This window comes from Pseudomonas sp. MF08831 (assembly GCF_059862645.1).
Genome location: NZ_JCBCUX010000001.1, coordinates 572,668 through 599,279, shown reverse-complemented (window position 1 = coordinate 599,279; position 26,612 = coordinate 572,668). Strand labels below are relative to the sequence as shown.

Genomic DNA, 26,612 nt, shown 5'->3' with positions numbered 1-26,612 from the left:
TTTTGGTTTACACAGACTATAGCAATCACGGTCTACCGGGGCGGCGGGACGAGGTCGATACTCACCCCATCAACTACTTGGAGATCGACATGACTGCACACAACCTCACTGGCAAAGTCGCCTTGATTCAAGGCGGTTCCCGCGGCATCGGTGCCGCCATCGTCAAACGCCTGGCCGCGCAGGGCGCAGCCGTCGCCTTTACCTACGTCAGCTCGGCCGCAAAAGCCGAAGCGTTGCAAAACAGCGTGATCAGCGCAGGCGGCCAAGCCCTGGCGATACAGGCCGACAGCGCCGATGCCACAGCGATTCGCGCCGCCGTCAACGCCACCGTCGACGCTTTCGGGCGCCTGGATATCCTGGTCAACAACGCCGGGGTGCTGGCCATCGCGCCACTGGAAGACTTCAAGCTGGAAGACTTCGACCAGACCCTGGCGATCAATGTGCGCAGCGTGTTCATTGCCACGCAGGAAGCGGCCAAACATATGAGCGAAGGCGGCCGCGTGATCAATATCGGCAGCACCAATGCCGAGCGCATGCCGTTCGGCGGCGGCGGGCCGTACGCGATGAGCAAGGCGGCGCTGGTGGGGCTGACCAAGGGCTTGGCGCGGGACCTGGGGCCGCGTGGCATCACGATTAACAACGTGCAGCCTGGGCCGGTGGACACCGATATGAACCCGGCGAATGGCGAATTTGCCGAAACATTGATCGGTTTGATGGCAGTGGGACGTTATGGCCACGTGGAGGAAATTGCCAGTTTCGTGGCGTATCTGGCCGGGCCGGAAGCCGGGTATATCACGGGTGCCAGCTTGACCATCGATGGTGGCTTCAGCGCCTAAGGGGTCTGGAGAACAGCACAACCCAATGTGGGCGCTGGCTGGCCTGCGATGGCGTCCTCAAGGTCGCCATCGCAGGCCCGTCAGCGCCCACATTTTTTGACTGTGTTGAGTCAGCGCATGGGTGGGAGGCCGTAGGCGGCCAGGTCAAAGTCAGCGAGTTTGCGGATGATCTGGTCGGCATGCGCGTACTTGCTGTCGGCCATGGCTTCATCCGGCACGGCGATGGCCGTCATGTTGGCCGCTTTTGCGGCCGTTACGCCAAACGGTGAGTCTTCGAACACCAGGCAATCTTCTGGCGCTACGCCCAAGCGGCGCGCAGCGGTGAGGAAGATATCCGGTGACGGTTTGGCGGCGCCGACTTCCGGGTCGTCAGCGGTGACGATGGTGCCGAACAGGCCAAACCATTCACGGTGCAACGTGGTTTTGTGGCCAAACGAATGACGCGATGAGCTGGTGCCCACCGCAATCGGGATGTTATGCGCGTTCAAGTGCCGCACCAGCGCTTCGGCGCCGGGCATGCCCAGGGCCTTGGGGAAACGCTCGCTCATCAGCGGTTCGCGAATTTTCAGAAACTCCGCCGGCGTGATCGGCAAGTCCAACGCTTTCACCACATAGTCGGCCAGGTCCTGCGCGCCTCGGCCGATGATGTGCTGCTTGATCCCCCAGTCATAGGTGCGACCGTAACGTTCGGCGATGATCTGCGTGACTTCGGTGTAGATGCCTTCAGTGTCCAGCAACAACCCGTCCATATCGAAAATCACGGCCTTGATTGGACCGACTGCAATACGCGGTGCATTCATCACAACAGAACCTTGGGGGAAGGACTAAAAGGATTCAGCACAATAACGGTCATGGTTGCCTGCAAGCAACCGTTGCGACCGCCACAACTCTTCCCCCTCAGGCCTTACTCAGGGAAATCCGCGCCCACAGTGACCGCGGCCCAGGCGTCAAAATCAGCACTCAACGCCTCGACCTTGGTGCGCGCAAAACCCAGCGCGGCCTTGCCCAACAACAAGCGCAAGGGCGGTTGCTCGGCTTCCACCGCCTTGACGATGGCATGGGCTGCGCGCACCGGGTCACCGGGTTGCTTGCCGCTGTAGTTACGCACGCGACTGGTACGCGCCGCGGCTGTGTCGCGGTAGTCATCGATGGCGTGAGGCGCCTCATTCGCTGAACGCCCGGCCCAGTCAGTCCGGAAGGGGCCCGGCTCGACCAGCAGCACCTTGATGCCCAACGGGGCGACTTCCTGGGAGAGCGCCTCGGACAAGCCTTCCACGGCGAACTTGGTGGCGTTATAGAAACTCAAGGACGGGAACGCAGCAATCCCGCCTACCGAGGAAATATTCACCACCGTGCCCGAGCGACGGGCGCGCATGCCCGGCAACACGGCACGGGTCATGGCGCTGAGGCCCCAGACGTTGATCTCGAACATGCGGCGCACTTCATCCAGGTCGCTTTCCTCAAACGCGCCGAAATAGCCGATACCAGCATTGTTGACCAACACGTCGATATGCCCGAAGCGGGCCTGAGCCGCCTGCACGGCCGCCTCGACCTGGGCCTGGTCCGTCACGTCCAGCGCCAGCACCAGCGCCTTGTCTTCATGCCCGGCAACAATGTCTTGTACCTGTTGCGGGTTGCGCGCGGTGACCACCGTCGGGTAACCCAGACTCAAGGTGTGCAGCGCCAATTGGCGGCCGAAACCGGTGGAACAACCGGTGATAAACCAGACAGGTTTTGCAGTTGAATCGGTCATGAAGGGGCCTTCCTCGTGGGTGTAGAAAAAGTATGCGCGCCGGCGTTCTTGTGAAAAAGATGCATAATCCACAAGACCCTTTCGGAAAAACCACACAATGGACACGCCTGATTTTCAGCAATTGCGCCTGTTCCTGCAGGTTGCACGCGCCAGAAGCTTTACCCAGGCCGCCGATGCGGTGAGCCTGTCGGTGTCGACCGTCAGCCAGCGCGTCGGCGCCCTGGAAAAACAGCTGGGCGTGCGCCTGCTCAATCGCACCACTCGCAGTGTCAGCCTCACTGAAGCCGGTGCGCAATTGCTGGAAAAAATCACACCGCTGCTCGAAGAGCTGGAAACCAGTTTGCACAGCGTCGCCGCCGCCACCGTCGAGGCCAGTGGCACCCTGCGCCTGAACGTGCCCTCCACCGCCAGCCGGATGGTGCTGCAACCGTTGCTGCAGGGTTTCTTGCGCGCGCACCCGGGGATCAACCTGGAAGTGGCCGTGGACAATGCCCTGGTGGATATCGTCGCCCAAGGCTTTGACGCGGGCATCCGCTATGACCACGTGCTCGCCGAGGACATGGTGGTCATACCGGTCGCCCGGCAGCTGCGCTTTGTCATCGTCGCCACGCCGGGTTACTTGCAGGGGCGCAAAATCCCGACCCATCCTCACGACTTACTTGAGCACGATTGCGTCAACTACCGCAGTGCCCAGACCGGTTTGATGCACCGCTGGGATTTCGAAAAAGACGGCAAGCCGATGCGCGTTACGGTCAAAGGCCGGCTGGCCACCAATGACATCGAACTGATGATCAAGGGCGCACTGGACGGCTTCGGCTTCGCGTATGTGGCGCGCTCCAGCGTCGAGCCATATTTGCGCAGCGGTGAATTGGTGGAAGTATTGGGCGACTGGATCACGCACAGCGCGTTGTATTTGTATTACTTCAACCGCACTAACACGCCGAAAAAACTGCGCGTGTTTATCGACTACCTGCAAGCACAACTCGGCGCCTGAGACGGGCCCACCTTAAAAGCGAACCCACACATGTTCTATCGCGTAGCCGCCGACAGCCTGGTGCTGTTTCACCTGTGTTTCATCCTGTTCGTGCTGTTCGGCGGGCTGCTGGCGCTCAAGTGGCGGCCAGTCATGTGGCTGCACTTGCCCGCTGCCGCCTGGGGCGTGGCCGTGGAAGTGTTTCACCTGCCCTGCCCGCTGACTCGCTGGGAAAACCTGTTTCGCCACCTCGCCGGGCAGGACGGTTATGGCGGCGGGTTTATCGAGCATTACATCGTCACGCTGATCTACCCGGCCGGGCTGACGCCGAACATTCAACTGGTGCTTGGCGCGCTGGTGTTGCTGATCAACCTCGCGGTGTATGTGCGCCTGATCAGACGGGCGTAGGCAGGCAGCCAAGGTCGGCCAATGTGGCTTCCACCGCTTGTTCCAGCGGCGTGTGCGGTTCCTGCCCCAGCGCCGCAACCAGTCGCCTGTTATCGAGCAGCAGCGGGGTTTGCCACAGGTAACGCATCTCCAGCATCTCGCGGACGGTGACGACAAAGGGCGCGATGAGTTTCATCAACCACCACGGGAAGCGGCCTACGCGGGGTTGATGACCCGTCCTGCGCAGCACCACACGCTGGATCGCCTGGGTCATCTGCGTGCCATCGGTGTCCACGTGCCCCGCCATATGAAAGCGCGCGAACGCATCAAGGCTTGCCCGGCGCTCAATCAACTCGAGCACGGTGCGCGCCACATCCGGCAAGTACGCCCATTGGTGCGCCACACCCGGCGCGCCCGGATAACTCACGGCGTGCACCGGCTTGCCGGGTTTGACCAGGCCTTGGGCAAACCAGTTGTTGGCCACGCGGGCACCGAAAAAGTCCCCGGCCCGCACGATCAACACCCGCGCGCCCTGGCGGGAAGCCTGCTGCAAACGCTGCTCCAATTGCACCCGGATCGCGCCCTTGCGGGTTTGCGGGTGTTGCGGCGAGTCTTCGTGCAGCACGGGAAATGCGTCCGGACCGAAGTTGTAGACCGTGCCGGGCAACACGATGGTCGCGCCCTCGGCGATGGCCGCCGCAACGGTGTTGTCGATCATCGGCATCACTAATTCAGCCCAGTTGCGATAGCCCGGCGGGTTGACCGCATGCACGATCACCGCACAGCCATGGGCGGCAGCGAGGACCTCCTGACGATTGAGCGCGTCGCCCTTGATCCAGGAAAAGCCCGCGTTCTCACGCCGCGCCTTGTCCACATCACGGGTCAACGCACACACCTCCCAGCCCGCCGCGCGCATCTGCCGCGCCACTTCGCCGCCAATCCCGCCCGTTGCACCCAGTACCAGAACTTTGCTCATGACCTTCTCCCACGTTGTTGGTGAGGCCATTTTGTGTGCAGCGTGGCTATAGATAAATTGCCGAAGAGCATCCAGCCGCTATACATTTATGCATGGCCGCAAATATTGGTTGGGAGCTTTACCGATCGTTCCTTGGTGTACTCAAGGAAGGTTCGTTGTCGGGGGCCGCACGGCAGCTTGGCATCACACAGCCCACGGTCGGTCGGCACATTGCCGCGCTTGAAACGGCGCTGGGCGTGGTGCTTTTTACCCGTTCACCGACGGGGCTGTTGCCAACTGCGGTGGCGCGCACCTTGCGCGCCCATGCTGAAACCATGGAGCGCACCGCCGCCGCCCTGGAACGCGCGGCGTCTTCTCAAGGCGATGAAGTGCGCGGGGTGGTGCGGGTCTCGGCCAGTGAAGTGATCGGCGTGGAAGTGCTGCCGCCGATCATCACCGCGCTGCGCCGCCAGCACCCGCACCTGCGGGTTGAACTGATCCTGACCAACCGCCTGATCGACCTGCTGCAACTGGAAGCCGACATCGCCGTGCGCATGGTCCGCCCCAGCCAGGAGCAATTGCTGGCGCGGCGTGTCGGCTTGATCGAAGTAGGCCTGCACGCCCGCGATGATTACCTGCAAGCACACGGCATCCCTCTGCAAATGCAGGACTTGGTCAGCCATTCCGTGATCGGTTTCGACCAGGAGAACGCGTTTATCCGCAGCCTGGCCATCAAGGGCTTTGAACGCAGCGCCTTCGCCATCAGCAGCGACAGTGACCTGGCGCAACTGGCGCTGATCCGCGCGGGTGCCGGTATCGGCGGCTGCCAGGTGCAACTGGCCAAGCAGAACCCACGCCTGCACCGGGTGCTGCCTGAAGGTTTCGCGTTCAAGATGGACACCTGGGTGACCATGCACGAAGATCTGCGCAACAGCCCGCGCTGCCGGGTGACCTTTGATGCGCTGGTCGCAGGTTTGCAGCATTACGTACAGGCTTGAGACAGCTTGTTTGGTAAAGAATCAGTCTCCCTCATTCCGTTCGTAGACGCCCCCATGTCCGAAGCCTTCGAAGTCCCCAGCCCTCACGAAAAACACATCGAACACACCACCGAACATGCGCACGGGCGCGGTGACAATTTTGCCAGCCGCATCGCCGTGATGACCGCGCTGATGGCCACCCTCGGCGCCATGCTCAGCTACCAGGCCGGCTCCACCGAAAGCGAAGCGGCGATGGACAAGAACAACGCCGCCATCATCAAGACCGAAGCCGCCAACCAGTGGAACTACTACCAGGCCAAATCCAGCCGGCAGAACCTGGCCGAACTGGCCACGCATATTCCCGGCGTGGACGCTGCGCATTACAAGGATGAGATCGAGCGTTACAAGAGCCAGAAGGAAGACGTGCGCAAACAGGCCGAAAAGCTTGAGGCGACCTCCAAGGAATGGGATCAGAAATCCGAAGAGGCGCTGCACCAGCATCACCGTTGGGCGCAGGCGATGACGGCGATTCAGATCGCGATTTCGTTGGCGGCGATTACGTTGCTGACGCGCAAGGAGTGGCTCAAACGCATGTCCTATACCGCTGGCGGGGTCGCCGTGGTGCTGGGTGGCCTGGCGTGGTTGCACCTCTGACAGACTGATCACAGTCAAAAATGTGGGAGCTGGCTTGCCTGCGATGGCGGTGGGTCAAGCAGCATTAATGTTGCTGTGCCACCGCTGTCGCAGGCAAGCCAGCTCCCACATTGGCTCTGCGGTGTTTTCGGAGTTGGGTTCAGCCATCACATCGCTATATAGTAAAACGCATAACGCCTGATGCTGTTCAATGCGAGGGGAAACCGGTGACTGCACAACCCAAAGAAGCCGTGGGCGCCGCCTACAGTATCGACTCCATGCGCTACGCCCAGGCCATGACGTGGCAAGCCATCGACCACCTCGCCCAACGCATTCGCCCCGGCATGCTTGAATCCCAAGCGCGTGAGCTGGGCAAACAGGTGCTCGCCGAGCTCGACATGCAACGCATCTGGCATCCGCTGCTGGTACGGTTTGGCGCCAATACCCTCAAGGCTTTCAACCAGCGCTCGGACGGCGACCCGGTGCTGGGTGAAAACGATATCTTCTTTATCGACATGGGCGCCGTCTGGCAAGGCCACGAAGGTGACGCCGGCGCTACCTTCACCACCGGCAACGACCCTGAAATGATCGCCTGCGCAAGCGCCGCCAAAGTACTGTTCGACCGCGTACAATCGCGCTGGAAAAATGACCAGGTCGTAGGCCTTGAGCTGTACCGCTACGCAGAAGAACACGCCAAGGCCATGGGCTGGCAACTGAACCTGGACATCAAGGGCCACCGCGTCAGCGACTTTCCTCACGCGATCCACCGTGGCGGCGACCTGGGGGATTTCGAGCACTGCCCTAACGCCGGGCTGTGGATCCTGGAAATTCAGATTGCCCACCCGAGCAAGCCCTACGGCGCTTTTTACGAAGACCTACTCGCTTAAGGAATACCCATGGAACACTCCACCCAATTCCCCGTGCTGTTGTTTTCCTACGGCACCTTGCAAGACAAGGCCGTGCAACTGGCCAACTTTGGCCGGGAACTGGTCGGCCAGCACGACGCGATGCTCGGCTATTCGCAAAGCTGGGTCGAAATCACCGACCCCGAAGTGCTGGCCACCAGCGGCAAGACGCACCACCCGATTGTCGCGCCGACCGAAGAACAGGCTGCCAGCGTTGAAGGCATGGTGTTTCAGATCAACGAGCAGGAACTGGCGGCAGCCGATGCCTACGAGGTGTCGGACTACAAGCGTGTGTCAGTGGCATTGGCTTCGGGCCTGACAGCGTGGGTCTACGTGCAAGCCTGAGATGAGATTGCGGGCAATTGATTTCAATCTGCCACTGTGCAGATTAAAGTGGCGCCCCCTCGAGAATTGAATCTCGAGGGTCAGTCCATGGAGTTACACAGTGAAGTACGTCAGTAAAGTGGTTGCAGCAGCTGTTCTCGGTTTTACCCTCGCAGGCTGCACCGGCACCGCCATCAAATCCCCGCAGTACGACAGCAGCCAATACACCGTTTTGGGCCACAGTGAAGCCAGCGCTACCGGCATCATGTTGTTCGGCGTCATCCCGATCGGCCAGAACAGCCGCTTCGTGCGCGCCCAGACTGCGGCCATCAAGGCCAAAGGCGGCGACGCGCTGATCAACACCCAAGTGCAGGAAAACTGGTTCTGGGCCTGGGTGCTGAGCGGTTACACCACCAAAATCTCCGGTGATGTGATCAAGCTGAAAACCGCGCAATAAGCAGGAAGTTGTCAGGGCCTTGAGCCCGACAAGCGACGTATCATGGGCCAGACCTTCGAGGACGGCCCATGAACCTCAGTATCTTTTACGCACTCGCCGCTGCCGCGCTCTTCGGCGCCAGCACCCCGCTCGCCAAAACCCTCGGCCTGGGCCTCTCGCCCATACTGCTCGCCGGCCTGCTCTACCTCGGCAGCGGCGTCGGCCTCGCAGGCGTGCGCCTGATCCGTGATCATGGCTGGAAACCCACCGGGCTCACCCCGGCGGAATGGCCGTGGCTGATCGGCGCCATCGCGTTCGGCGGTATCCTCGGGCCGGTGGCACTGATGTTCGGCCTGAACCGCACCGCCGGCACGACCGCCTTGCTGATGCTCAACCTTGAATCGGTGTTGACCGCCTTCATCGCCTGGCGGGTGTTCAGAGAAAACGCCGACCGGCGCATTGTGTTCGGGATGATCGCCATTGTGCTGGGCGGCGTGGTGCTGTCCTGGTCCGACGCCGGCGGCGCCAGCCACGATTGGCTCGGGCCGGTGGCCGTGGCAGTCGCCTGTTTGTGCTGGGGCATCGATAACAACCTGACGCGCAAGGTGTCTGCGGCGGACGCATTGTTCATCGCCGGCGCCAAAGGTTTGATTGCCGGGGCGGTGAACTGCAGCCTCGCGCTGTACCTCGGGGCGCAGATGCCGGGTGTGGCGCAGCTGGCGCCGATCTTGCTGGTGGGGTTTCTCGGGTACGGCATCAGCCTGGTCATGTTTGTCCTGGCCTTGCGCGGGCTGGGCAGTGCGCGCACCGGGGCGTACTTCTCGACGGCGCCGTTCCTTGGGGCGGCGGTGGCCTTGCTGGCGTTCGGGGAGTCGGTGACGGTGGCGTTCTGGATTGCGTCGGCGCTGATGGCCGTGGGCGTGTGGTTGCACCTGACAGAGCGGCATGCGCACGACCATCTGCATGACGCGACGGAACACGGGCATCGGCACGTGCATGATGAGCATCATCAGCATGAGCATGGGTTCGAGTGGGACCCGGCGCAGCCGCATAGTCACGTGCATGTTCACAGCGTGATAAAGCATAACCATGCGCACTTTCCGGATGTGCATCATCGGCATCGGCATTGAGGCACCGATTTGAGCAACGTCCTACAGCCCATTCGGAAGCAGCTCGCTCCTGTTTTTCAAAGACCAACCTTATAGTCGCTCGGTCGCTGTGTGAGCGGCCGGGTTTGGCGACTCGACTACAAGACGGAATGCAAACAACGCTATGCCAGGCAACGGCCGTTTTTGGCCGTAGCGGGTGAAAAAGCGTCGTGGTTATTTATCTTTGTCTTAATGGAGTCACTCATGAACCAATACATGGCCCTTACCAGCAACGACAGCGCCACACCGGCACTTTTTGTCGATACCACTGCACCGCTGGAAGTACTCCTCGACGCCGCGAGTTATCGGCTGCAGGCCGTCACCCAAGTGCTTGAGAACCTTGCACTACGTAGTGAGATAAGTAGTGATGCAGTGGTGCTCAGCGATTTTGCGTTGCTCTGCTCAATTCCGCTGCGCGACGGGTGCGACTTGCTGGATGTCATTGCGCGGCGGATAGACATGCCGCGCGCATGATCTAAGAACGCTACGCTTTCAAACTCCACGACCCCCAGGTCTCTGCAGAAACCTGGGGGTTTTGTTTGTCTCGTATTTGACGCCATGTCCCTCGCTTTAGAATTCAAGGGCTCGCCTATACACTGAGCTGCAATGGCACCTGCGGGATTCCCCTCGATTCAGCCCTGACTCAACCAACAAGACCTTATAAAAATGAAAATAGTGTTCATCGCTACGCTGGGAATGTTATCGCTCATCCAAACACCCCTCTCCTTCGCGGAAAATACCAATGGGAAAAACCTGTTCTTACAGCGATGCGCCATGTGCCACGGAGCTGATATCAAGGGAACAGGACCATTAGCGCATAAGAGCAATCCGCCTACGCCTGATTTGACAACACCTGCTTTCAAGAAACGACTGAGTGATTATCCGGGCGTTATTGTATCGTCGGTAATACTTCGGCCGAATGGAGACTTGATTCCGAGAACGTTGCGGGACAATGGTGTGAAGGTGCCGCCCCATGCCTGGACGGTTAATGATTTTCGCGATTTGAATCAATATATGAGTGGCGCTATTTTAAAAAAATGATGTTTTTTTAAACAGCAATCCAAGTATCAATTACTTTGTCATTTGCCAAGTAGATGGGGATAACCCTCGCAAAACAAGCGCTCTCACCGAGCGAGCGTGTGAGGGCCTGTATTAAATAAGCGGCCTTATTCGAATTCAGCGTTCAGCCACTATAAAGTTCTTTTATCGCCTTGCTGATAACGGCCTGCCGTTTACAAATCGAAGCGGCGCATGGCCAAGGTCTACTGCCGTCAATTGCAGTTTGTCAGAAGCGTTCTAACTTCGATCTATCTCAAGCGCCAGCGCCCAGCGCTTAAAGGGTGCTATGCCCGCCAAACCCAGCACATCAAAAAACACCCATTTGCGAGTTCGTACCGAAAATGCCTGAACGGCTTGCCCCGGGGTAAGGCTCTGAGCATTGCTGATCGATATGAGCGCACCAGACATGCGTCCTACATAAGGCGAATTTGCGGGGTCAAGCAGACCGACTTGCAACGTCCCGCAAGCATCCGGAAGGACTAGAGATAATGTTTCACCCGTTTCCAGGCGCCCTACGACCTTACCGTCAAACAAGATTGCCAGCGCAATAGCTTGACCATAAGCGCTATCAAACAGGCCTTTCTTGCGATGAATTGTGATATCCATGCGCTGTCCTGAGAGTGCTCGATGCACAAAGTGTAGTTGTAGGTTTACGACGCACCGGGGGCAAGGGCACTGAGGACTGAACGCCGCTGATTTGTAATAGGTGAATAGCCGCTTGGGTAGGATTAGTCACACATAGACAAAGTCGTCAGCGGCAGATGGATCGGCCCTGGCAATTCAGTTATTGGCTGTACTTATGTACCCATCTAGCACACCCGTCCCATGGAGATAATTTCCAGACACCAGAAACCACAAACCCCCGACTTTCTCTAGGAAAATCAGGGGTCTGTGTTTACTTAATGTGGCGGTGAAGGAGAGATTCGAACTCTCGATACAATTTCTTGTATACACACTTTCCAGGCGTGCTCCTTAAGCCACTCGGACACTTCACCGTATCTCGTCAAACCAGTTCAGTCTGCCGAGGCGCGCTAATGTAGTCGAAAGCCTTTCTGATGGCAACGGTTTTTTTCAGAATTTTCATGCGCTTAGACGGTTATGCCGTTACCCACCCAGCGAGGGACGGTGAATCTGCCATTCTCGGGCATCGGCGGTACGCGTTTGGTGGGGCTGCTGCGCCCTGCTCCGGGCCGTCTACCCTTGGGGATGCGGGAAAAGTCTGACTGGGTAGTCAGTCACGGCGCTTTACCGGGGCGGGCGTGGTGGGTAACGTCTGCGCATGCGCTTCTATAAACAGCCTATCTATAACAAATCCTACAAGGAACCGCGTCATGAGTGAGTTGATTGCCTACCACCTCGAAGACGGTATCGCGACCCTGACCTTGAGCAACGGCAAGGTGAATGCCATTTCTCCGGCGGTGGTCAGTGAGTTTAATGCGGCACTGGATCAGGCCGAGAAGGATCGCGCGGTGGTGATCATCACCGGCACGCCGGGGATTCTGTCGGGCGGTTATGATTTGAAGGTGATGACGGCCGGACCTAAAGAGGCCATCAGCCTGGTGACGTCGGGCTCGACGTTGGCGCGTCGCCTGCTGTCGCACCCGTTCCCGGTGATTGTGGCGTGCCCTGGGCACGCGGTGGCCAAAGGTGCATTCCTGCTGTTGTCGGCCGATTACCGCATTGGTGTGGAAGGCCCGTTCAGCATTGGCCTGAATGAAGTGGCGATCGGCATGACCATGCACCACGCCGGTATCGAGTTGGCGCGGGATCGTCTGCGCAAGTCGGCGTTTCACCGGTCGGTCATCAATGCCGAAATGTTTGACCCGCAAGGTGCCTTGGGAGCCGGCTTCCTGGATAAAGTGGTTGCGCCAGAAGAGTTGCACGCGGCGGCCCTGGAAGCGGCGCGTCAATTGAAGAAGATCAACATGAACGCCCATAAGCACACCAAGTTGAAGGTGCGCAAGGCACTGCTGGAAGCCTTGGATGACGCGATCATTCAGGATCAGGGCCATAACCTGATCTGATGCCTCACCCATGTTGTGCCAAAGCCCGACCTTGAGTCGGGCTTTTTCTTACAAAAAAAAAGCGGACACTTCTTAAACCGCTCTAGCTGGGCGTTGCCGGCACACGTTGAAACATGTGCTTAAACATCGCCTATCTCCTACGTCTGTAGGGGCAATTGCCGAATACAGTGCACATCCGTACACTGCGCCACCTTTTGTCCCGATGGGCCGTGTCGATGCTTCTCCTGTTACGTATGTTGTTGATGGGCCTGCACTTTATGGTCGCCGGTGTGCTGGGCGTACTGCTGGGCATCTGTCGGCCGTTCAACCCGGATAACAGTCGCTTGTGCGCTCGCCTGTATGGGTTGCCTGCGATGTGGATATTGCGACTGAACGTGAGGGCGGACGTTGACTCGCTGCGTAATAAGCCCGGCACGTGCGTGATCATCGCCAACCATCAGTCCAACTACGACCTGTTTGTGCTGGGCACTGTGGTGCCGCATCGCACGGTGTGCATTGCCAAAAAAAGCCTGAAATGGGTGCCGCTGTTCGGCCAGTTGTTCTGGTTGGCAGGCAATGTGCTGATCGACCGGGGCAACGCGCACAAGGCGCGGCGCGCGATGCTCACCACGACGCGCACTTTGCAGCATGAAGACACATCGATCTGGGTGTTCCCGGAAGGTACACGCAACTTGGGCAAAGGGCTGCTGCCGTTCAAGAAAGGCGCGTTTCATATGGCGATTGCGGCGGGTGTGCCCATCGTGCAGGTGTGTGTCAGCAACTACGTCACGCACATGCAGCTTAATCGCTGGGACAGCGGTGATGTGCTCATTCGCTCGCTGCCGCCGATTCCTACCGTAGGACTGACTTCGGATGACATCCCGGCGTTGATGCAGGCGTGTCAGAAGCAGATGGATGCGTGTATTGCACAGATGGACCGTGAACTGCAGACCGTTTGGGCACCCGCGCCTTTGTGATTTTTTGCGGGCGCTTTGCACCTGCGCACAAGCAAGCGTGCTCGCCACAAAAAGCGTGTCTGCATGAGCAACAAGGGAACGCCATTCACGCTAAGCTGCCCAACACCTGTCCTCCCAATAAGAAGCGATCAGCACCATGGGTAGAGTTGTTGCGGCGGCCGTCTACAGCGCCGGAAAGAAAGTCACTGATATCACCCTCGATGAAGGCGCAGCCTGGGCCGCCAAGCCCGATCACTTTGTGTGGATCGGCCTGGAAGAGCCCAGCGCTCAAGAGCTGGCCAACCTGCAACGCCAGTTCAATCTGCACGAACTGGCCATCGAAGACGCCCTCGAAAAACACAGCCGCCCCAAGCTTGAAACCTTCGGTGATGCGCTGTTTATCGTCACCTACTCACCGGTGCGCGAGAACGGCAAGCTGGAGTTTATCGAAACCCATATTTTTGCCGGCAACGGCTACATCATCACCGCCCGCAACGGCCACTCGGCGTCCTACGGCTTTGTGCGCCAGCGCTGTGAGGCGCGGCCGCTGTTGCTGGAGCACGGGGAAGATTTCGTACTCTATGCGCTGCTGGATTTCGTCACCGAGAATTACCAGCCGGTGAGCGAAGCGATCCACGCCGAAATTGATGAGCTGGAGCGCAATGTGCTGTGCAGCTCGCTGAGCGAGCGTGATATCCAGAACCTCCACGGCCTGCGCCGCGACGTGCTGCGGCTTAAACGCTACGTGGCGCCGATGGTGGAGATCAGTCAGGAACTGCAAAAGCTGAGCTTCCCGTTTATCGACAAGAACATGCGCCCGTATTTTCGTGACGTGCAGATCCACGTGACACGGCAGATGGAAGACCTCACCACCTTGCGCGATATCGCCAGCCAGACGATTGAGATTGGTGTATTGCTCGAAGCGTCGCGCCAGAGCGTGGTGCAGCGCAAGTTCGCTGCGTGGGCGGCGATCCTGGCGTTCCCCACCGCGGTGGCGGGGATTTATGGGATGAACTTCCAGAACATGCCCGAGCTGCAATGGCATTACGGCTACTTTGCGGTGCTCGGGTTTATTGCAGTGGGCTGCACCAGTTTGTGGGCCAGCTTCAAGCGGTCGGGCTGGTTGTAAATCAACGCCGGACAGCCGGCCCCCGCCTCAAGCGTGATTCAGGCCACGTCGGCTTCTGGCTTGTGCGCCACAAACCGCATCATCCATTCCGCCACGGTTGCGCCGTGGTGGTCACGCGCCAGACTGGCCACGCCGTTGGTGTAGATCTTTTCGCCCAACGTTGTCTGAAGAATTTCCAGCAGCTCGCGGGAATAATCGTGGATGAATTCCGGGTGGCCCTGGAAACACAGCACCTGGTCTTCAATGTGGTAAGCGGCGTACGGGCAGAAATCGCTGGAGGCAATCACGGTAGCGTTTTCCGGCAGGCTGGTGACCTGATCCTGATGGCTGATCAACAAGGTCAGCTCTTCCACCACCGGGCTCATCCACGGCGCCTTGGCATTGAGCTTGTAGTCGTGGATGCCCATGCCCCAGCCCTTGCTGGCGCGCTCGGTCTTGCCGCCCAACAGCAGCGCGAGCAATTGGTGGCCGAAGCACACGCCCAGCAACTTGTCGCCGCGTTCATAGCGTTCAAGCAGGTAGGTTTTGAGGGTCTGGATCCACGGGTCGGTGCCAAAGGAATCGGCCTTGCTGCCGGTGATCAGGTAGGCGTCAAACGCCTCGTCATCCGGCGGGTATTCACCCTGAACCACGTTGTACACCACAAACTCGGCAGCAATCGGCTGCTGGGAGAACAGGCGCTTGAACATCTGCCCGTACCCTTGGTATTGATCGATCAAGCCTGGACGCAGGATATCGGTTTCCAGGATACAGACGCGTAGCGACATAAAAAATACCTGACACGGTGATGGGAATAATGCACACCCCAGAGCCTGCCTTGAAACACCCCTGCAAAGCAAGTCTCGCCAAGTGCCTCAATGTGGGAGCGGGCTTGCCTGCGCTGGCGTTATATCGGCCGAAATCTGCATTGGCTGACACACTGCTATCGCGGGCAGCCGGCTCCCACCTTGGTTTTCCATGATTCAGGATAGGGCGTTTCGGTCAGGCGAAAATGTCTCCCTGCGCTGCTTTTTCCAGCAGCAGAGCCGGGGGCGAGAAGCGCTCCCCATACTGCTCGGCCAGGTAGCGCGCCCGGGCGATAAAGTCGTTCAGGCCGTACTGGTTGATAAACTGCAGCGCGCCGCTGCTCCACGCGGCAAAGCCAATGCCGAAGATTGAGCCGACGTTGGCGTCAGCCGTCGACCTCAACACGCCCTCCTCCACACAACGCACGGTTTCGATGGCCTGGATAAACAGCAAACGGTCGCGCACATCCTGTGGCGAAATTTGGTTGTCGGGCTGTTCAAAGCGCGCTTTCAGCTCCGGCCACAGGTGTTTCTGCGCCCCTTGGGGGTAGTCGTAAAAACCACCGCCCGCCGCCTTGCCCGCGCGTTTGTACTCATTCACCAACAGGTCGATCACCTGGGTCGCGGGATGCGTCGGCGGCGCCTTGCCTTCAGCCTGTAGATCTTTCGCGGTTTGCTGGCGGATGTGGCTCATCAAGCTCAGCGACACCTCATCCGACACCGCCAACGGCCCCACCGGCATGCCGGCCTTGCGCGCTTCGGTTTCGATCATCGGCGCAGCCACGCCTTCGCCGAGCATGGCAATGCCTTCGTTGGTGAAGGTGCCGAACACCCGCGAGGTGAAAAAACCACGACTGTCGTTGACCACGATCGGAGTTTTCTTGATTTGCAGGACGAAATCAAAACCTCGGGCCAGGGTTTCGTCGCGGGTGTGGGCGCCCTTGATGATTTCCACCAGCGGCATCTTGTCGACCGGACTGAAAAAATGCAGACCAATGAATTTGCCTTGATCGGGCACGGCGTTGGCCAGGCCGCTGATGGGCAAGGTCGAGGTGTTGGAGGCGATGACCGCATCGCTGCCGACCACACGTTGCGCGGCGGCCGAGACCTTGGCCTTGAGTTCACGGTCTTCGAACACCGCTTCGATGATCAGGTCGCAGCCGGCCAGGTCGGCGTCGTCTTGCGTAGGATGGATCCGCGCAAGGGTGATGTCGCGCTGTTCGGCGGTCAGTTGCCCACGGCTGATCTTCTTGTCCAGCAGCGCAGCCGAATGCGCCTTGCCCTTTTCGGCCGCGGCCAGGCTAATGTCCTTGAGCACCACTTCGATGCCCGCACTGGCGCTGACATAGGCGATGCCCGCGCCCATCATCCCCGCGCCCAGTACGCCGACTTTGCGCGTGACGTACGGCGCAAAACCTTGTGGCCGTGAGCTGCCGGCGTTGATTTCATTAAGCTGGAACCACAAGGTACCGATCATGTTTTTCGCCACCTGGCCGGTGACGAGTTCGGTGAAGTAGCGCGTTTCGATCAGGTGCGCCGTGTCGAAATCCACTTGGGCGCCCTCCACGGCGGCGCAGAGGATTTTCTCCGGGGCCGGGAAGCAGCCATGGGTTTTGCTGCGCAAAATCGACGGTGCAATCGCCAGCATTTGCGCCACTTTCGGGTTCGACGGCGTGCCGCCCGGGATCTGATAAGCCTTGTTGTCCCACGGTTGTCTGGCCTCGGGATTGGCCAGAATCCAGGCGCGGGATTTGGCCAGCAACTCATCGCGATCCCTCGCCAGCGCATTGATCAACCCGGCCTGCAGCGCCTGCTGCGGCCGCACCTTCTTGCCTTCCAGCAAATACGGCAGGGCCTTTTCCAACCCCAGCATGCGCACCATGCGCACTACCCCGCCGCCGCCCGGCAGCAAGCCCAAGGTGACTTCCGGCAAGCCAAGTTGTGTCGCGTTGTCGTCCAGCGCAACACGGTAATGGCACGCCAGGCAAATCTCCCAGCCGCCGCCCAACGCCGCACCGTTGATGGCGGCCACCACTGGCCTGCCGAGGGTTTCCAGGCGGCGCAGTTGGGCCTTCAACACCACCACGCCGTCGTAAAATTCCTTGGCGTGGGCCTTGTCGACTTTGATCAATTCATTGAGGTCACCGCCGGCAAAAAAGGTTTTCTTCGCCGAGGTGATTACCACCCCGGCGATGCCGTCCTTTTCTGCTTCCAGGCGCGCGACTGTGGCCGCCATGGCCTCGCGGTACACGCCGTTCATGGTGTTGGCGCTCTGGCCGGGCATGTCGAGGGTCAGCACCACGATCTGGTCCTGGCCTTTTTCGTAACGAATGGCGTCGGTCATGACAGGTTCCTTGGGCTCAGAGGCGTTCGAGGATGGTGGCGATGCCCATGCCACCGCCGACACACAGGGTGGCCAGGCCGTAGCGCTGCTGGCGCACTTCCAGTTCGTCGAGCAGGGTGCCGAGGATCGCGCAGCCCGTGGCGCCGAGCGGGTGGCCCATGGCAATGGAGCCGCCGTTGACGTTGACCCGCGCAGCGTCGATGCCCATGTCTTTGATGAACTTGAGGACGACCGAGGCAAAGGCCTCGTTGACTTCGAACAGGTCGATGTCTTCCACGCGCAAACCGGCCTTGGCCAGGGCTTTGCGCGTGGCCGGGGCCGGGCCGGTGAGCATGATGGTCGGGTCGGTGCTGGTGACCGCCGTGGCGACGATGCGCGCCCGCGGTTGCAAGCCCAGTTCGCGGCCTTTGGCCTCGGAGCCGATCAACATCAGCGCGGCACCGTCGACGATGCCGGAACTGTTACCTGGCGTGTGCACGTGATGGATGCGCTCCACATGGCTGTAGACGCGCAAGGCGGTGGCATCGAAGCCCATCTGGCCCATCATCTCGAAGCTCGGCTTGAGCTTGCCGAGGCCTTCAAGGCTGGAGTCGCCGCGAATGAACTCGTCGTGGTCCAGCAGCACGATGCCGTTTTGGTCCTGCACCGCGATCAGCGACTTGTTGAAAGAACCGTCCGCACGCGCCCTGGCCGCTTTCTGCTGGGAATGTAGGGCGAAGGCGTCGACGTCCTGGCGGGTGAAGCCTTCCAGGGTCGCGATCAAGTCCGCGCCGATGCCTTGAGGTGTGAAGTGACTGTGCATGTTCGTCTGCGGATCGAGCACCCAGGCGCCGCCATCGCTGCCCATGGGCACGCGCGACATGGATTCGACGCCGCCGACCACTACCAGGTCCTCAAAGCCGGAACGCACTTTCATCGCGCCCAGGTTCACCGCTTCAAGGCCCGAAGCACAGAAACGGTTGATTTGTACGCCAGCGACGCTGATGTCCCAGTCCGCCACCAGTGCGGCGGTCTTGGCGATGTCGGCGCCCTGATCGCCCACCGGGCTAACGCAACCGAGCACGATGTCGTCCACCTGGCGTGTGTCGAGGTCGCTGCGCTGTGCCAGCGCGGTGAGCAGACCCGCCACCAGGTTTACCGGCTTGACGCTATGCAGGGCGCCGTCGGCCTTGCCTTTGCCCCGGGGCGTGCGTATCGCATCAAAGATCAAAGCTTGGGTCATGACATCCTCGAACGCAGTGCGTGTGTGCCCCTACCTTAGGCCCGATTGACACGGTTTCAATGACGGATGCGCTCATTGCTTTTGACCCTCACGCTCGGACGAACGGTAGGGCGCTATGGGAAAGCGCGGGTTAATCGTTTTAGCGGTCTAGCCAAGGCATTGGCGCCAAGATGGCGATATGCCTCATGCCTTTTTAAGTAGAAATGCTGATTAGCTGATATTAAATGGATCTAAGCCACGCAGAACGAGGGCTCTAAGGTTCAATCAGTAAGAAGTTGCTGCCGGGTTTTGCTGGAGCAGCTGTAAGAAAAGCGACACGTCACGTTGCGATACTGAAATTGACCGGCACGCATTTGACGCTCAGGAATAACAACAAAAGGCAGTCAGCCATGTTCAAACATTCGAAAGTACGTCAGGCGGGACTTATTCTGTTCGCCACCACACTGATTCTGATCTTGCCCAATTTAACCAAGGTTATTGGGTGACGACTCGATCCTCACATTCCGTGCACACATTGCATCAGGACTGCAGCGTTTGGCAGCACCTGCCGGGACATTGCGTATAGCGGTCCTGTTGCAGGGGCTGTCTTTTTGCGTGCCGATTTCCGGTATCGTGGGCGCTATCGCCACTTCAAACCGGGCTCACACTTGAAACTGATCCTCGCCTTTCTCACCGCGCTGTTGGCCCTTCCCGCTGCGGCTGCCCAGTTGACCATCGACTTGGACCACGCCAGCAGAACCTGGCAGACCGAAGATCTGCTCAAGCACCCGGATGCGCAGACGGTGCATATCGTCGATGACGTTTCCTACAAGCGCGAGATGACTTATCGCGCGGTGCCGCTGGCGGCTCTGTTGCCCGGCCTCTCGCCGGAAAATCATCTGCAAGCCGTCGCCCTCGACGGGTTCGCCGCCGAGCTGACGGCGGCGCCATTGCTGCAAAAACACGGTGCCCGTGCCTGGCTGGCGGTCGAAGACCCGGCTCATCCGTGGCCCGCGCTGGCCGAAGGCAAGCCGAGTGCCGGGCCGTTCTATCTGGTGTGGACCGACCCGCAAGCCGGCAACATCAGCCCTGAGCAGTGGCCTTTCCAGATCTCCGGGATCAAGCAATTGAAGACGGTGGCCGAGCGTTTCCCGGCGTTGTTGCCTGACCCGAAACTCGCCGCGAATGACCCGATCAACCAGGGGTTTGCGGTGTTCCAGAAAAACTGCCTGGCCTGTCACCGCCTCAACGGCGCCGGCGATGCGCAGGTGGGGCCGGACCTGAATATTCCCTACAACCCTACGGAATATTTCAGCGGGGATTTCCTCAAGCGTTATATCCGTGACCCGCAGAGCCTGCGGCATTGGCCCCAGGCGAAGATGCCAGCGTTCGCGGCCAGTGTGTTGCCGGACGGTGAGCTGGATTTGCTGGTGGGGTATTTGAAGCACATGGCGGGGCGTAAGCAGCAGCCTTGAGCCTGGCACAGACTCTGAAAACACCACCGTTCACTGTGGGAGCTGGCTGGCCTGCGATGGCGGTCGGTCAGTTAACCCATTTACAGCTGACCCGCCGCTTACGCAGGCAAGCCAGCGCCCACCTTTAATCTGCTTCGTTCTGAAGATTACTGCTGCTGTACCAGAATCACTGGCGTCGGCGCCACGAACACCTTGGCGTGCATTTGCTCATGCCCGCCGCCTCGGCGCATGCCGCGTACCGGGCAGGCATCCAGGTAATCCAGGCCCACCGCCAACTTTAAATGTCGCTCGGGCCGCGCCAATTGGTTGGTCACATCAAAGCTGTACCACGCGTCATCCAGCCAGGCTTCGGCCCAGGCGTGGCTGGCCAGGTGCGTGCTGTCTTCGGTGTACAAATACCCCGACACATATCGCGCTGGAATGCCCAGGCTGCGCGCGCAGGCCAGGAATGCATGGGTGTGGTCCTGGCACACGCCTGCGCGCCCCGCAAACGCCGTGGCGGCGCAGGTGTCGACTTCAGTGGCGCCGGGCGTGTAGACCATTGACTGGTTGAGCGCATGCATCAGGTCAATCAACGCAGAGCGGTCGCGGCGTTGACGGCAATGCTGGTCGGCAAAACCGCGCAACGCGTCGTCCGGCTCGGTCAGTCGCGTGCTGCGTAGAAACGGAAACGCCGACTGGCTTTCGTGCTCAGCCTCGCGCAATTCATCGATGTCCACTTGGCCACGCGCGCCGATGATGATGGCGTCGTGGGGCTCATCAAGGGTCAGCACATGCAGGATGTTGCCAAACGGGTCGACCTGCGCGCGCACCGGGCGCGGCAGATCGAGCTGCCAACTGAGCACGTGCTGGCGTTCGCTGTCGTGGGGCGTGAGGCGCAGGTACTGGATGCTGGCGCGCACCATGTCTTCGTAGTGGTAGGTGGTTTCGTGGCTGATGGAAAGTCTCATGCCGCCTCCAGGTAGGAACTGTAGATGGCGTCGCCCAACTGGCGGACCAAAGGGATGAAGTCGGTCAGCCAGGCATGCAGGCCTTCCTCGAGAATTTCGTCGATGGCAGTAAAGCGCAGGCGCGCGTCCATCTCGGCGGCCAGGCGCTGGGCCGGGCGGCCATTGAGGCCGGGCAGGCTGGCAAGGATCTGGTCGATTTCCTCGCTGCAGGCACGCAGCGAGCGTGGGACATCGGCGCGCAACAACAGCAATTCGGCCACCTGCCGGGCGCCGGGGGCGTCACGGTAGATTTCGGTGTAAGCCTCAAACGATGACAGCGCGCGCAGCAAGGCACTCCACTGATAGTAGGCATGAGCCGTGCCGTCGCTGACCGCAGCGGCTTGGTCGCCGGCCATTTCGTAGCGCGCATCCAGCAGGCGCAGGGTGTTGTCGGCACGCTCGATGAAGGTGCCCAGCCGAATAAAGCGAAACGCGTCATTACGCATGATGGTGCCGTAGGTGGCGCCACGGAACAGGTGCGACCGCTCCTTGACCCACTCACAGAACCGGCTCATGCCGTAGCGGCTCAGCCCTTGCTGGGCGATATCACGAATATCCAGCCAAGTGGCGTTGATGTTTTCCCACATGTCGGCGGTAATTCGCCCACGCACTGCATGGGCGCTGGCGCGCGCGGCGCCGAGGCAACTGTAGATGCTCGCCGGGTTGGCCGCGTCCAACGCAAAGAAGTGCAGCAGGCGCTCGGCATGCAGTTCGCCGTGGCGCTCGTGGTAATCCTCCAAGGTGCCGGTGATCAGCAACGGCATGGCCAATTCGTGCAGGCCATCACCGCGCCCGTCCTGAGGCATCAGCGACAGCGAATAGCTGACATCAAGCATGCGCGCGAGGTTTTCCGCGCGTTCCAGGTAACGCGACATCCAGTACAAATCCGAGGCAGTTCTACTCAACATGGCATCAGTCCTCGACCACCCAGGTGTCTTTGGTGCCGCCGCCCTGGGACGAATTGACCACCAGCGAGCCTTCGCGCAGGGCCACGCGGGTCAAGCCGCCGGGCACCACGCGGGTTTCCTTGCCGGACAACACGAACGGCCGCAGGTCGATATGGCGCGGCGCGATGCCGTTTTCGACAAAAGTCGGACACGTGGATAAACACAGCGTCGGCTGCGCGATATAGGCGTGGGGCTTGGCTTTGATGCGGGCGCGGAAGGCTTCGATTTCCGCTTTTGTCGACGCCGGGCCCACCAGCATGCCGTAGCCGCCGGAACCTTGGGTTTCCTTGACGACCAGGTCCGGAAGGTTGGCCAGCACGTGGGACAATTCGTCGGGCTTACGGCATTGAAACGTAGGCACGTTCTTCAGAATCGGCTCTTCATCCAGGTAAAAACGGATCATCTCGGTGACGAAGGGATACACCGACTTGTCATCCGCCACCCCGGTGCCAATCGCATTGGCCAACACCACATTGCCCGAGCGATACGCCGCGAGCAGGCCGGGCACGCCGAGCATGGAGTCCGGGTTGAAGGCCAGTGGGTCGAGAAAGGCATCATCGAGGCGACGGTAGATCACATCCACGGCCTTGGGGCCGTCTGTGGTGCGCATGAATACGCGGTCATCGCGCACGAACAAGTCGGCGCCTTCCACCAGTTCCACACCCATTTCCCGCGCCAGAAAGGCGTGCTCGAAAAACGCGCTGTTAAAGCGCCCCGGGGTCAGCACCACCACGCTGGGGTTATCCAGGGGGCTCGAGCTTTTCAGCGTGTCGAGCAACAGGTTGGGGTAATGGTCGATGGGCGCGATGCGCTGGGCGGCGAACAACTCGGGGAACAGGCGCATCATCATTTTGCGGTCTTCGAGCATGTAACTGACGCCGCTCGGTGTGCGCAGGTTGTCTTCCAATACGTAGTAAGTGCCGTCGCCATCGCGTACGAGGTCGACACCGGAGATGTGGGAATACAGACCGCGGTGCAGGTCAAGGCCCTGCATGGCCAACTGATACTGCTCGTTGGCCAGCACCTGTTCGGCGGGGATGATTCCGGCTTTGATGATGCGTTGCTCGTGGTAGAGGTCGGCGAGAAACAGGTTCAGCGCCTTGACCCGTTGAATGCAGCCGCGCTCGACAATCCGCCACTCACTCGCCGGAATGCTGCGCGGGATGGTGTCGAAAGGAATCAGGCGCTCGGTGCCCTGCTCGTCCCCGTAAAGGGTGAAGGTGATCCCGGCGCGGTGGAACAGCAAATCGGCTTCACGCCGGCGCTGGGCCAGCAGTTCGGCGGGGGTTTCAGCTAACCAGCGAGCGAACTCGCGGTAATGGGGCCGGACCTGCCCTGCCCCGTCGTACATTTCATCGTAATAAGTGCGGATCATGCCGTACTCCTTGTCACCCGGGCGCGAGAACCGTCGCAAGGCCCGTGCCAGCGGCATAAACACTTAGAAATCAGTGAGTTGAATAACCTACGGGTTTCGCGCGCACCGTCCTGGTGCGTAGAACGCCCGCTGTCCTGTACCACGCTTCATCGCAATGCGGGCTTTGACTATCAACAGCATAGTCAGAGTTGATTTCACTGCCCGGTCACGCTTGCGGATAATCCCCACACCGGCTGACCAGGATGTTTCCTGAGATGTCAGCGAACCGCTCTTCCCTTTAGGCCACCCTGTTTGGGTGGTTTTTTTTGCGCGGTAGAAAGCCAAGAGCCCGGCTTGCCGGCGATCGCGACGTTAAAAGACGCTATCAGCAGCAGGCCGGGCTCGTAGTGGGTGGCTATATTGAGGATGCGGTTGTGAGGCGTGCACAAACAAAATCGGCCGACCCAAGGGTCAGCCGATACGCGGTGTTGCTCATCAAATGCCGCTACATGGGTAACCCACGCACCTCCTGCTTGACGCCCCATCCCTCGATGATCCCGCCCAAAGGCTCGACCACCGCTTCAAAGTCTTGCTCGAAGTCTCCTATGCCGTCGTAGGTGGCGAACATGATTTTGCTCAGTTCCAGGTACCAGGCGCCATCATCGCGCGCGCTGACCTGGGCATTCAGGGATTCCCCACGAAATCGACCCGCAGCCCTGCGCGCCCGTTCCTCATCCGGGAAAATGGCGTAGAACTCGATGGGGTGAAACCGTGAGAAGTCGAAACCGCCTTCTTTCATGCGGCGCAGTACGTTGGTGCTGATGTCTTCTTGATAGGCTGTGCTCATGAAACGTCCTCCTCAAACTGATGGATAGACTTTCCGTGCTTCCCGAAGACCGCGCCCTGCTGGCGCGGGTGCTACGGCATTAACGACACCGCGGGAAAACAAGCATGTAGCTGACAAGACCAGACCTTAGCGATTCATTCGCTGATCTCGATTGCAGAGTAGCGCGAAGCTATCACCTCCACCAGAGGCGCTTGAAGGGCATACAGGCAATGTTCAGGCGGCGGGCGAAATGTCGAGGATTTGAATACTGTTCTGGTCTTTCAGAATCTTGACCGTAGGCTCGGGTTTGCGCCCTTCCAAATCATTCAGGTCAAGTTCGGCGGCCACTGGCACCAGCTTGTTACGAATCATGTGTGCCGCGTCTTCGAGGCTGGGCTTCTGGTCGCAGCTGAACTGCTCGACGGACTGAACGCCGTGATCATCAACGAAGGTAATCTGCCACTTTTGCATCGGTGCCTCCTCGATAAAACCCGTGTGTGGGCTTACAACTATCTGGACCTTGAGGGCTCGGCAAACGTTCCACTCAAGTCAGGAGGCACCTGATTAATGACACTTATTTTTCAGCGTGTTCTTTCAAGGCTTTCAAGGTGTTGAACGGCGCGTCCACCACAAACTTGTTGGCCAGCCACGATGGCACGCTGCCGCCTGGTTCGGTGTGCACCTGGTAGGTCACTTCGGTCTGGTTGTCGCCTTTTGGCACAAGCTTCCAGTAGCCGTCTACCTGGGCAACGCGCACGTAACCTTTTACTTCCGGCTGGTAAGTCGGCACTTCCAGCAATTTGCGGGTCACGGTGCCATCGGCGGCCTTGGACGTGGTGATTTCGAGGATCGAATCGCGGTCGGTCACCGGGAACGGTGCCTTGAACTGGGTGTAGGTCCAGCTCTTGTCGCCTTCGGTCTTGAGCAGTTTTTGCGATTTGCATTCGTGGATCCAGGAGCAGGCGCCGGCCACGTCTTCCTGCAGGGCCTGGATCTTGGCGACAGGCGCCTTGATCAGCGTCACACCGCGGTAGGCCTTGTATTTGGAGCCGGCAATTTCGCTCAGGGACACCTTGATACCGTCCTCGTCCTTGGCGACCTGCCAGTCCTCAGCCTGCGCCGTGGCAGCGAACAACACCGTAAAACCGCACAACACAGCCACTCGTTTCAGCGAACCCATTGTTGTATTCCTTATTGTCGAAGTTCCGATAGTAAAGCCCATCAAGCCGCCGTCATCTGCTCCCACCAGCCGATCAACCGGATCGCATCGGCCTGGTCGTTGCCACAGACATCCAGATCTGCCTTGAAATCACTGCACACCGCTGGGCGTTCCGGTTGACCGAACAGCAGGCATAGCTGTTCGACCGACAGGTGCAGGCAGCGTTCGCCCGCGGGTTTGCCGTGAGGCATTCCCGGCAATGGCGAACTGATGGAGGGGGCAATGCAGCATGCGCCACAGCCTTCACGGCATTTCATGACCAACAGGTCCTCGACGACTCAATGTGGATGGCCGGGCTAGAGTACGCCCTTAAACAGCCGTTTTAAAATGGTCTAACAGGGGTTTTTCGCACAAAACAAAAGTGACTGACCAGTCTGCGACAGATGGTCGATGGGTGGCGTCACCTTTGCGCGGAAATTTATTGCTTGAATTCGAAATCCAGTGCCGCGCCTTCGATGTCGCGACGTTCGTCGTTACGCAACTGCAGCTTCATCTCGTTGCTGAGCAAGCGGCCGTTGATCTGGAACGCGCTGTTGTCGGGGGGTTTCTCGCCAAACATCGGCGGCAGCAAGGGCACGCTCTTGGGCTTGGGCAGGGTGCCAATGGGCTGCAAGTGCCTGACCATCTCATTAGGCAGTGTCAGGTCCAACTGTGCCGGTGGCAGTTTGGTCTGCGCCACCTCATGGGCTGACTTGGACTTGCTCGCGACGGGTGCGCGCTTTTTCACCGTGGCGGCTTTCTTTTTGGCCGCCGGGGCTTTTTTAGCAGGAGCCGGTTTTTTCGCGGGGGTGTCCTGCTCGGTACTGGCGGCGGGCTTGCTTTCAGGCACCACAGGCGTTGCCGCCAGCACGGTGCCGACGTTACACAGGCTTAACAGGCCAACCACTACAGCAGCGCGAAAAATAGATGTCATATCGCCAACAGCATTAACGGCAGAGGGCCATATGCTCGCTTGTTGTGCGCGGCATGACAAGCCTGGTGATTAGCCAGCTATCGGT

30 protein-coding genes and 1 tRNA gene are annotated in these 26,612 nt (G+C 59.7%); 15 read left to right on the top strand and 16 right to left on the bottom strand.

All coding sequences use genetic code 11. The features are described from left to right. Window positions 1–89: 89 nt before the first annotated feature. Window positions 90–836 carry a 3-oxoacyl-ACP reductase family protein gene (locus tag AC19YS_RS02870; protein WP_106576276.1) on the top strand — a complete coding sequence of 249 codons (747 nt, stop codon included), beginning with the start codon at window positions 90–92 and terminating at the stop codon, window positions 834–836. A gap of 110 nt (window positions 837–946) precedes the next feature. On the opposite strand, the gene AC19YS_RS02865 is transcribed toward AC19YS_RS02870, so the two are convergent. Next, the gene (locus AC19YS_RS02865; protein WP_106576275.1) at window positions 947–1,636 is read right to left on the bottom strand and encodes an HAD-IA family hydrolase; all 690 of its coding nucleotides are present in this window, start codon (window positions 1,634–1,636) and stop codon (window positions 947–949) included. A gap of 104 nt (window positions 1,637–1,740) precedes the next feature. Next, window positions 1,741–2,589, bottom strand: a complete 849-nt coding sequence (locus AC19YS_RS02860) for an oxidoreductase (RefSeq protein ID WP_500600856.1) — start codon at window positions 2,587–2,589, stop codon at window positions 1,741–1,743. Window positions 2,590–2,686: 97 nt separating this feature from the next. On the opposite strand from AC19YS_RS02860, the gene AC19YS_RS02855 reads away from it, so the two are divergent. After that, window positions 2,687–3,583 carry a LysR family transcriptional regulator gene (locus tag AC19YS_RS02855; protein WP_169367421.1) on the top strand — a complete coding sequence of 299 codons (897 nt, stop codon included), beginning with the start codon at window positions 2,687–2,689 and terminating at the stop codon, window positions 3,581–3,583. A 30-nt stretch (window positions 3,584–3,613) separates the two neighbouring features. Continuing rightward, window positions 3,614–3,970 (top strand): DUF2784 domain-containing protein, encoded by a 357-nt coding sequence (locus AC19YS_RS02850; protein ID WP_106576272.1) that lies wholly within the window; start codon window positions 3,614–3,616, stop codon window positions 3,968–3,970. Here AC19YS_RS02850 and AC19YS_RS02845 read toward each other — a convergent pair. Next, on the bottom strand, window positions 3,957–4,925 hold the full coding sequence (locus AC19YS_RS02845) for an NAD-dependent epimerase/dehydratase family protein (protein ID WP_179676880.1): 969 nt from the start codon (window positions 4,923–4,925) through the stop codon (window positions 3,957–3,959). The genes AC19YS_RS02850 and AC19YS_RS02845 overlap by 14 nt on opposite strands. Before the next feature lie 92 nt (window positions 4,926–5,017). Here AC19YS_RS02845 and AC19YS_RS02840 point away from each other — a divergent pair, with 92 nt between their 5' ends. The 8 genes from AC19YS_RS02840 (at window position 5,018) to AC19YS_RS02805 (ending at window position 10,368) form a co-directional block, all read left to right on the top strand. After that, the gene (locus AC19YS_RS02840; RefSeq protein ID WP_200622824.1) at window positions 5,018–5,902 is read left to right on the top strand and encodes a LysR family transcriptional regulator; all 885 of its coding nucleotides are present in this window, start codon (window positions 5,018–5,020) and stop codon (window positions 5,900–5,902) included. Between the two features lie 54 nt (window positions 5,903–5,956). After that, entirely contained in the window at window positions 5,957–6,535 is a 579-nt protein-coding gene (locus AC19YS_RS02835) for a DUF4337 domain-containing protein (RefSeq protein ID WP_119742060.1), read from the top strand. Between the two features lie 206 nt (window positions 6,536–6,741). Beyond that, the gene (locus AC19YS_RS02830; protein WP_106576266.1) at window positions 6,742–7,401 is read left to right on the top strand and encodes a M24 family metallopeptidase; all 660 of its coding nucleotides are present in this window, start codon (window positions 6,742–6,744) and stop codon (window positions 7,399–7,401) included. Window positions 7,402–7,410: 9 nt separating this feature from the next. After that, the gene (locus AC19YS_RS02825) at window positions 7,411–7,764 is read left to right on the top strand and encodes a gamma-glutamylcyclotransferase family protein (protein WP_106576264.1); all 354 of its coding nucleotides are present in this window, start codon (window positions 7,411–7,413) and stop codon (window positions 7,762–7,764) included. Window positions 7,765–7,864: 100 nt separating this feature from the next. Next, on the top strand, window positions 7,865–8,200 hold the full coding sequence (locus tag AC19YS_RS02820) for a hypothetical protein (RefSeq protein WP_106576263.1): 336 nt from the start codon (window positions 7,865–7,867) through the stop codon (window positions 8,198–8,200). A gap of 68 nt (window positions 8,201–8,268) precedes the next feature. Then, complete coding sequence (locus tag AC19YS_RS02815) at window positions 8,269–9,309, top strand: EamA family transporter (protein WP_200622825.1); 1,041 nt, start codon at window positions 8,269–8,271, stop codon at window positions 9,307–9,309. Window positions 9,310–9,531: 222 nt separating this feature from the next. Next, complete coding sequence (locus AC19YS_RS02810) at window positions 9,532–9,801, top strand: short-chain dehydrogenase (RefSeq protein ID WP_200622826.1); 270 nt, start codon at window positions 9,532–9,534, stop codon at window positions 9,799–9,801. A gap of 192 nt (window positions 9,802–9,993) precedes the next feature. Next, window positions 9,994–10,368: a c-type cytochrome gene (locus AC19YS_RS02805; protein WP_177410066.1), complete on the top strand. Its 375-nt coding sequence runs from the start codon at window positions 9,994–9,996 to the stop codon at window positions 10,366–10,368. Between the two features lie 255 nt (window positions 10,369–10,623). Here AC19YS_RS02805 and AC19YS_RS02800 read toward each other — a convergent pair whose 3' ends face one another. Together AC19YS_RS02800 and AC19YS_RS02795 are read right to left on the bottom strand one after the other, a co-directional pair. Beyond that, window positions 10,624–10,992, bottom strand: coding sequence for a hypothetical protein (locus AC19YS_RS02800; protein ID WP_200622827.1), 369 nt, complete (start codon window positions 10,990–10,992; stop codon window positions 10,624–10,626). A 299-nt stretch (window positions 10,993–11,291) separates the two neighbouring features. Then, window positions 11,292–11,381 (bottom strand) — tRNA-Ser (locus AC19YS_RS02795). A gap of 336 nt (window positions 11,382–11,717) precedes the next feature. Here AC19YS_RS02795 and AC19YS_RS02790 point away from each other — a divergent pair. The 3 genes from AC19YS_RS02790 (at window position 11,718) to AC19YS_RS02780 (ending at window position 14,474) form a co-directional block, all read left to right on the top strand. Beyond that, window positions 11,718–12,410, top strand: a complete 693-nt coding sequence (locus tag AC19YS_RS02790) for a crotonase/enoyl-CoA hydratase family protein (protein WP_119742052.1) — start codon at window positions 11,718–11,720, stop codon at window positions 12,408–12,410. Window positions 12,411–12,625: 215 nt separating this feature from the next. Continuing rightward, window positions 12,626–13,366 carry a lysophospholipid acyltransferase family protein gene (locus AC19YS_RS02785; protein WP_500600855.1) on the top strand — a complete coding sequence of 247 codons (741 nt, stop codon included), beginning with the start codon at window positions 12,626–12,628 and terminating at the stop codon, window positions 13,364–13,366. Between the two features lie 136 nt (window positions 13,367–13,502). Beyond that, the gene (locus AC19YS_RS02780) at window positions 13,503–14,474 is read left to right on the top strand and encodes a magnesium and cobalt transport protein CorA (RefSeq protein WP_058420797.1); all 972 of its coding nucleotides are present in this window, start codon (window positions 13,503–13,505) and stop codon (window positions 14,472–14,474) included. A 38-nt stretch (window positions 14,475–14,512) separates the two neighbouring features. On the opposite strand, the gene AC19YS_RS02775 is transcribed toward AC19YS_RS02780, so the two are convergent. From AC19YS_RS02775 to AC19YS_RS02765, 3 genes are all read right to left on the bottom strand, one after another. Then, entirely contained in the window at window positions 14,513–15,241 is a 729-nt protein-coding gene (locus AC19YS_RS02775; protein ID WP_124418271.1) for an amidotransferase, read from the bottom strand. A 214-nt stretch (window positions 15,242–15,455) separates the two neighbouring features. After that, window positions 15,456–17,603 (bottom strand): 3-hydroxyacyl-CoA dehydrogenase NAD-binding domain-containing protein, encoded by a 2,148-nt coding sequence (locus AC19YS_RS02770; RefSeq protein ID WP_500600853.1) that lies wholly within the window; start codon window positions 17,601–17,603, stop codon window positions 15,456–15,458. A gap of 16 nt (window positions 17,604–17,619) precedes the next feature. Beyond that, on the bottom strand, window positions 17,620–18,825 hold the full coding sequence (locus tag AC19YS_RS02765; protein WP_200622833.1) for an acetyl-CoA C-acetyltransferase: 1,206 nt from the start codon (window positions 18,823–18,825) through the stop codon (window positions 17,620–17,622). A gap of 647 nt (window positions 18,826–19,472) precedes the next feature. On the opposite strand from AC19YS_RS02765, the gene AC19YS_RS02760 reads away from it, so the two are divergent. Next, window positions 19,473–20,279 carry a c-type cytochrome gene (locus tag AC19YS_RS02760; protein WP_106576705.1) on the top strand — a complete coding sequence of 269 codons (807 nt, stop codon included), beginning with the start codon at window positions 19,473–19,475 and terminating at the stop codon, window positions 20,277–20,279. Window positions 20,280–20,425: 146 nt separating this feature from the next. On the opposite strand, the gene AC19YS_RS02755 is transcribed toward AC19YS_RS02760, so the two are convergent. The 8 genes from AC19YS_RS02755 to AC19YS_RS02720 all read right to left on the bottom strand — a co-directional run bounded on the left by AC19YS_RS02755 (window position 20,426) and on the right by AC19YS_RS02720 (window position 26,527). Beyond that, a complete protein-coding gene (locus AC19YS_RS02755; protein ID WP_200622834.1) occupies window positions 20,426–21,229 on the bottom strand; it encodes a transglutaminase family protein in 804 nt (267 codons plus the stop codon). Beyond that, a complete protein-coding gene (locus AC19YS_RS02750) occupies window positions 21,226–22,176 on the bottom strand; it encodes an alpha-E domain-containing protein (protein WP_106576198.1) in 951 nt (316 codons plus the stop codon). The genes AC19YS_RS02755 and AC19YS_RS02750 overlap by 4 nt, the downstream gene beginning before the upstream one ends. 4 nt (window positions 22,177–22,180) lie before the next feature. Then, on the bottom strand, window positions 22,181–23,590 hold the full coding sequence (locus tag AC19YS_RS02745; RefSeq protein WP_124418274.1) for a circularly permuted type 2 ATP-grasp protein: 1,410 nt from the start codon (window positions 23,588–23,590) through the stop codon (window positions 22,181–22,183). 484 nt (window positions 23,591–24,074) lie between these two features. Further along, entirely contained in the window at window positions 24,075–24,416 is a 342-nt protein-coding gene (locus AC19YS_RS02740) for a ribonuclease E inhibitor RraB (protein ID WP_003193463.1), read from the bottom strand. Window positions 24,417–24,629: 213 nt separating this feature from the next. Continuing rightward, window positions 24,630–24,866, bottom strand: coding sequence for a hypothetical protein (locus tag AC19YS_RS02735; RefSeq protein WP_106576196.1), 237 nt, complete (start codon window positions 24,864–24,866; stop codon window positions 24,630–24,632). Between the two features lie 103 nt (window positions 24,867–24,969). After that, window positions 24,970–25,575, bottom strand: coding sequence for an START domain-containing protein (locus AC19YS_RS02730; protein ID WP_106576195.1), 606 nt, complete (start codon window positions 25,573–25,575; stop codon window positions 24,970–24,972). A 41-nt stretch (window positions 25,576–25,616) separates the two neighbouring features. Further along, complete coding sequence (locus AC19YS_RS02725) at window positions 25,617–25,871, bottom strand: YkgJ family cysteine cluster protein (protein WP_083357231.1); 255 nt, start codon at window positions 25,869–25,871, stop codon at window positions 25,617–25,619. 161 nt (window positions 25,872–26,032) lie between these two features. Beyond that, entirely contained in the window at window positions 26,033–26,527 is a 495-nt protein-coding gene (locus tag AC19YS_RS02720; RefSeq protein WP_500600848.1) for a translation initiation factor 2, read from the bottom strand. Between the last annotated feature and the right edge of the window lie 85 nt (window positions 26,528–26,612).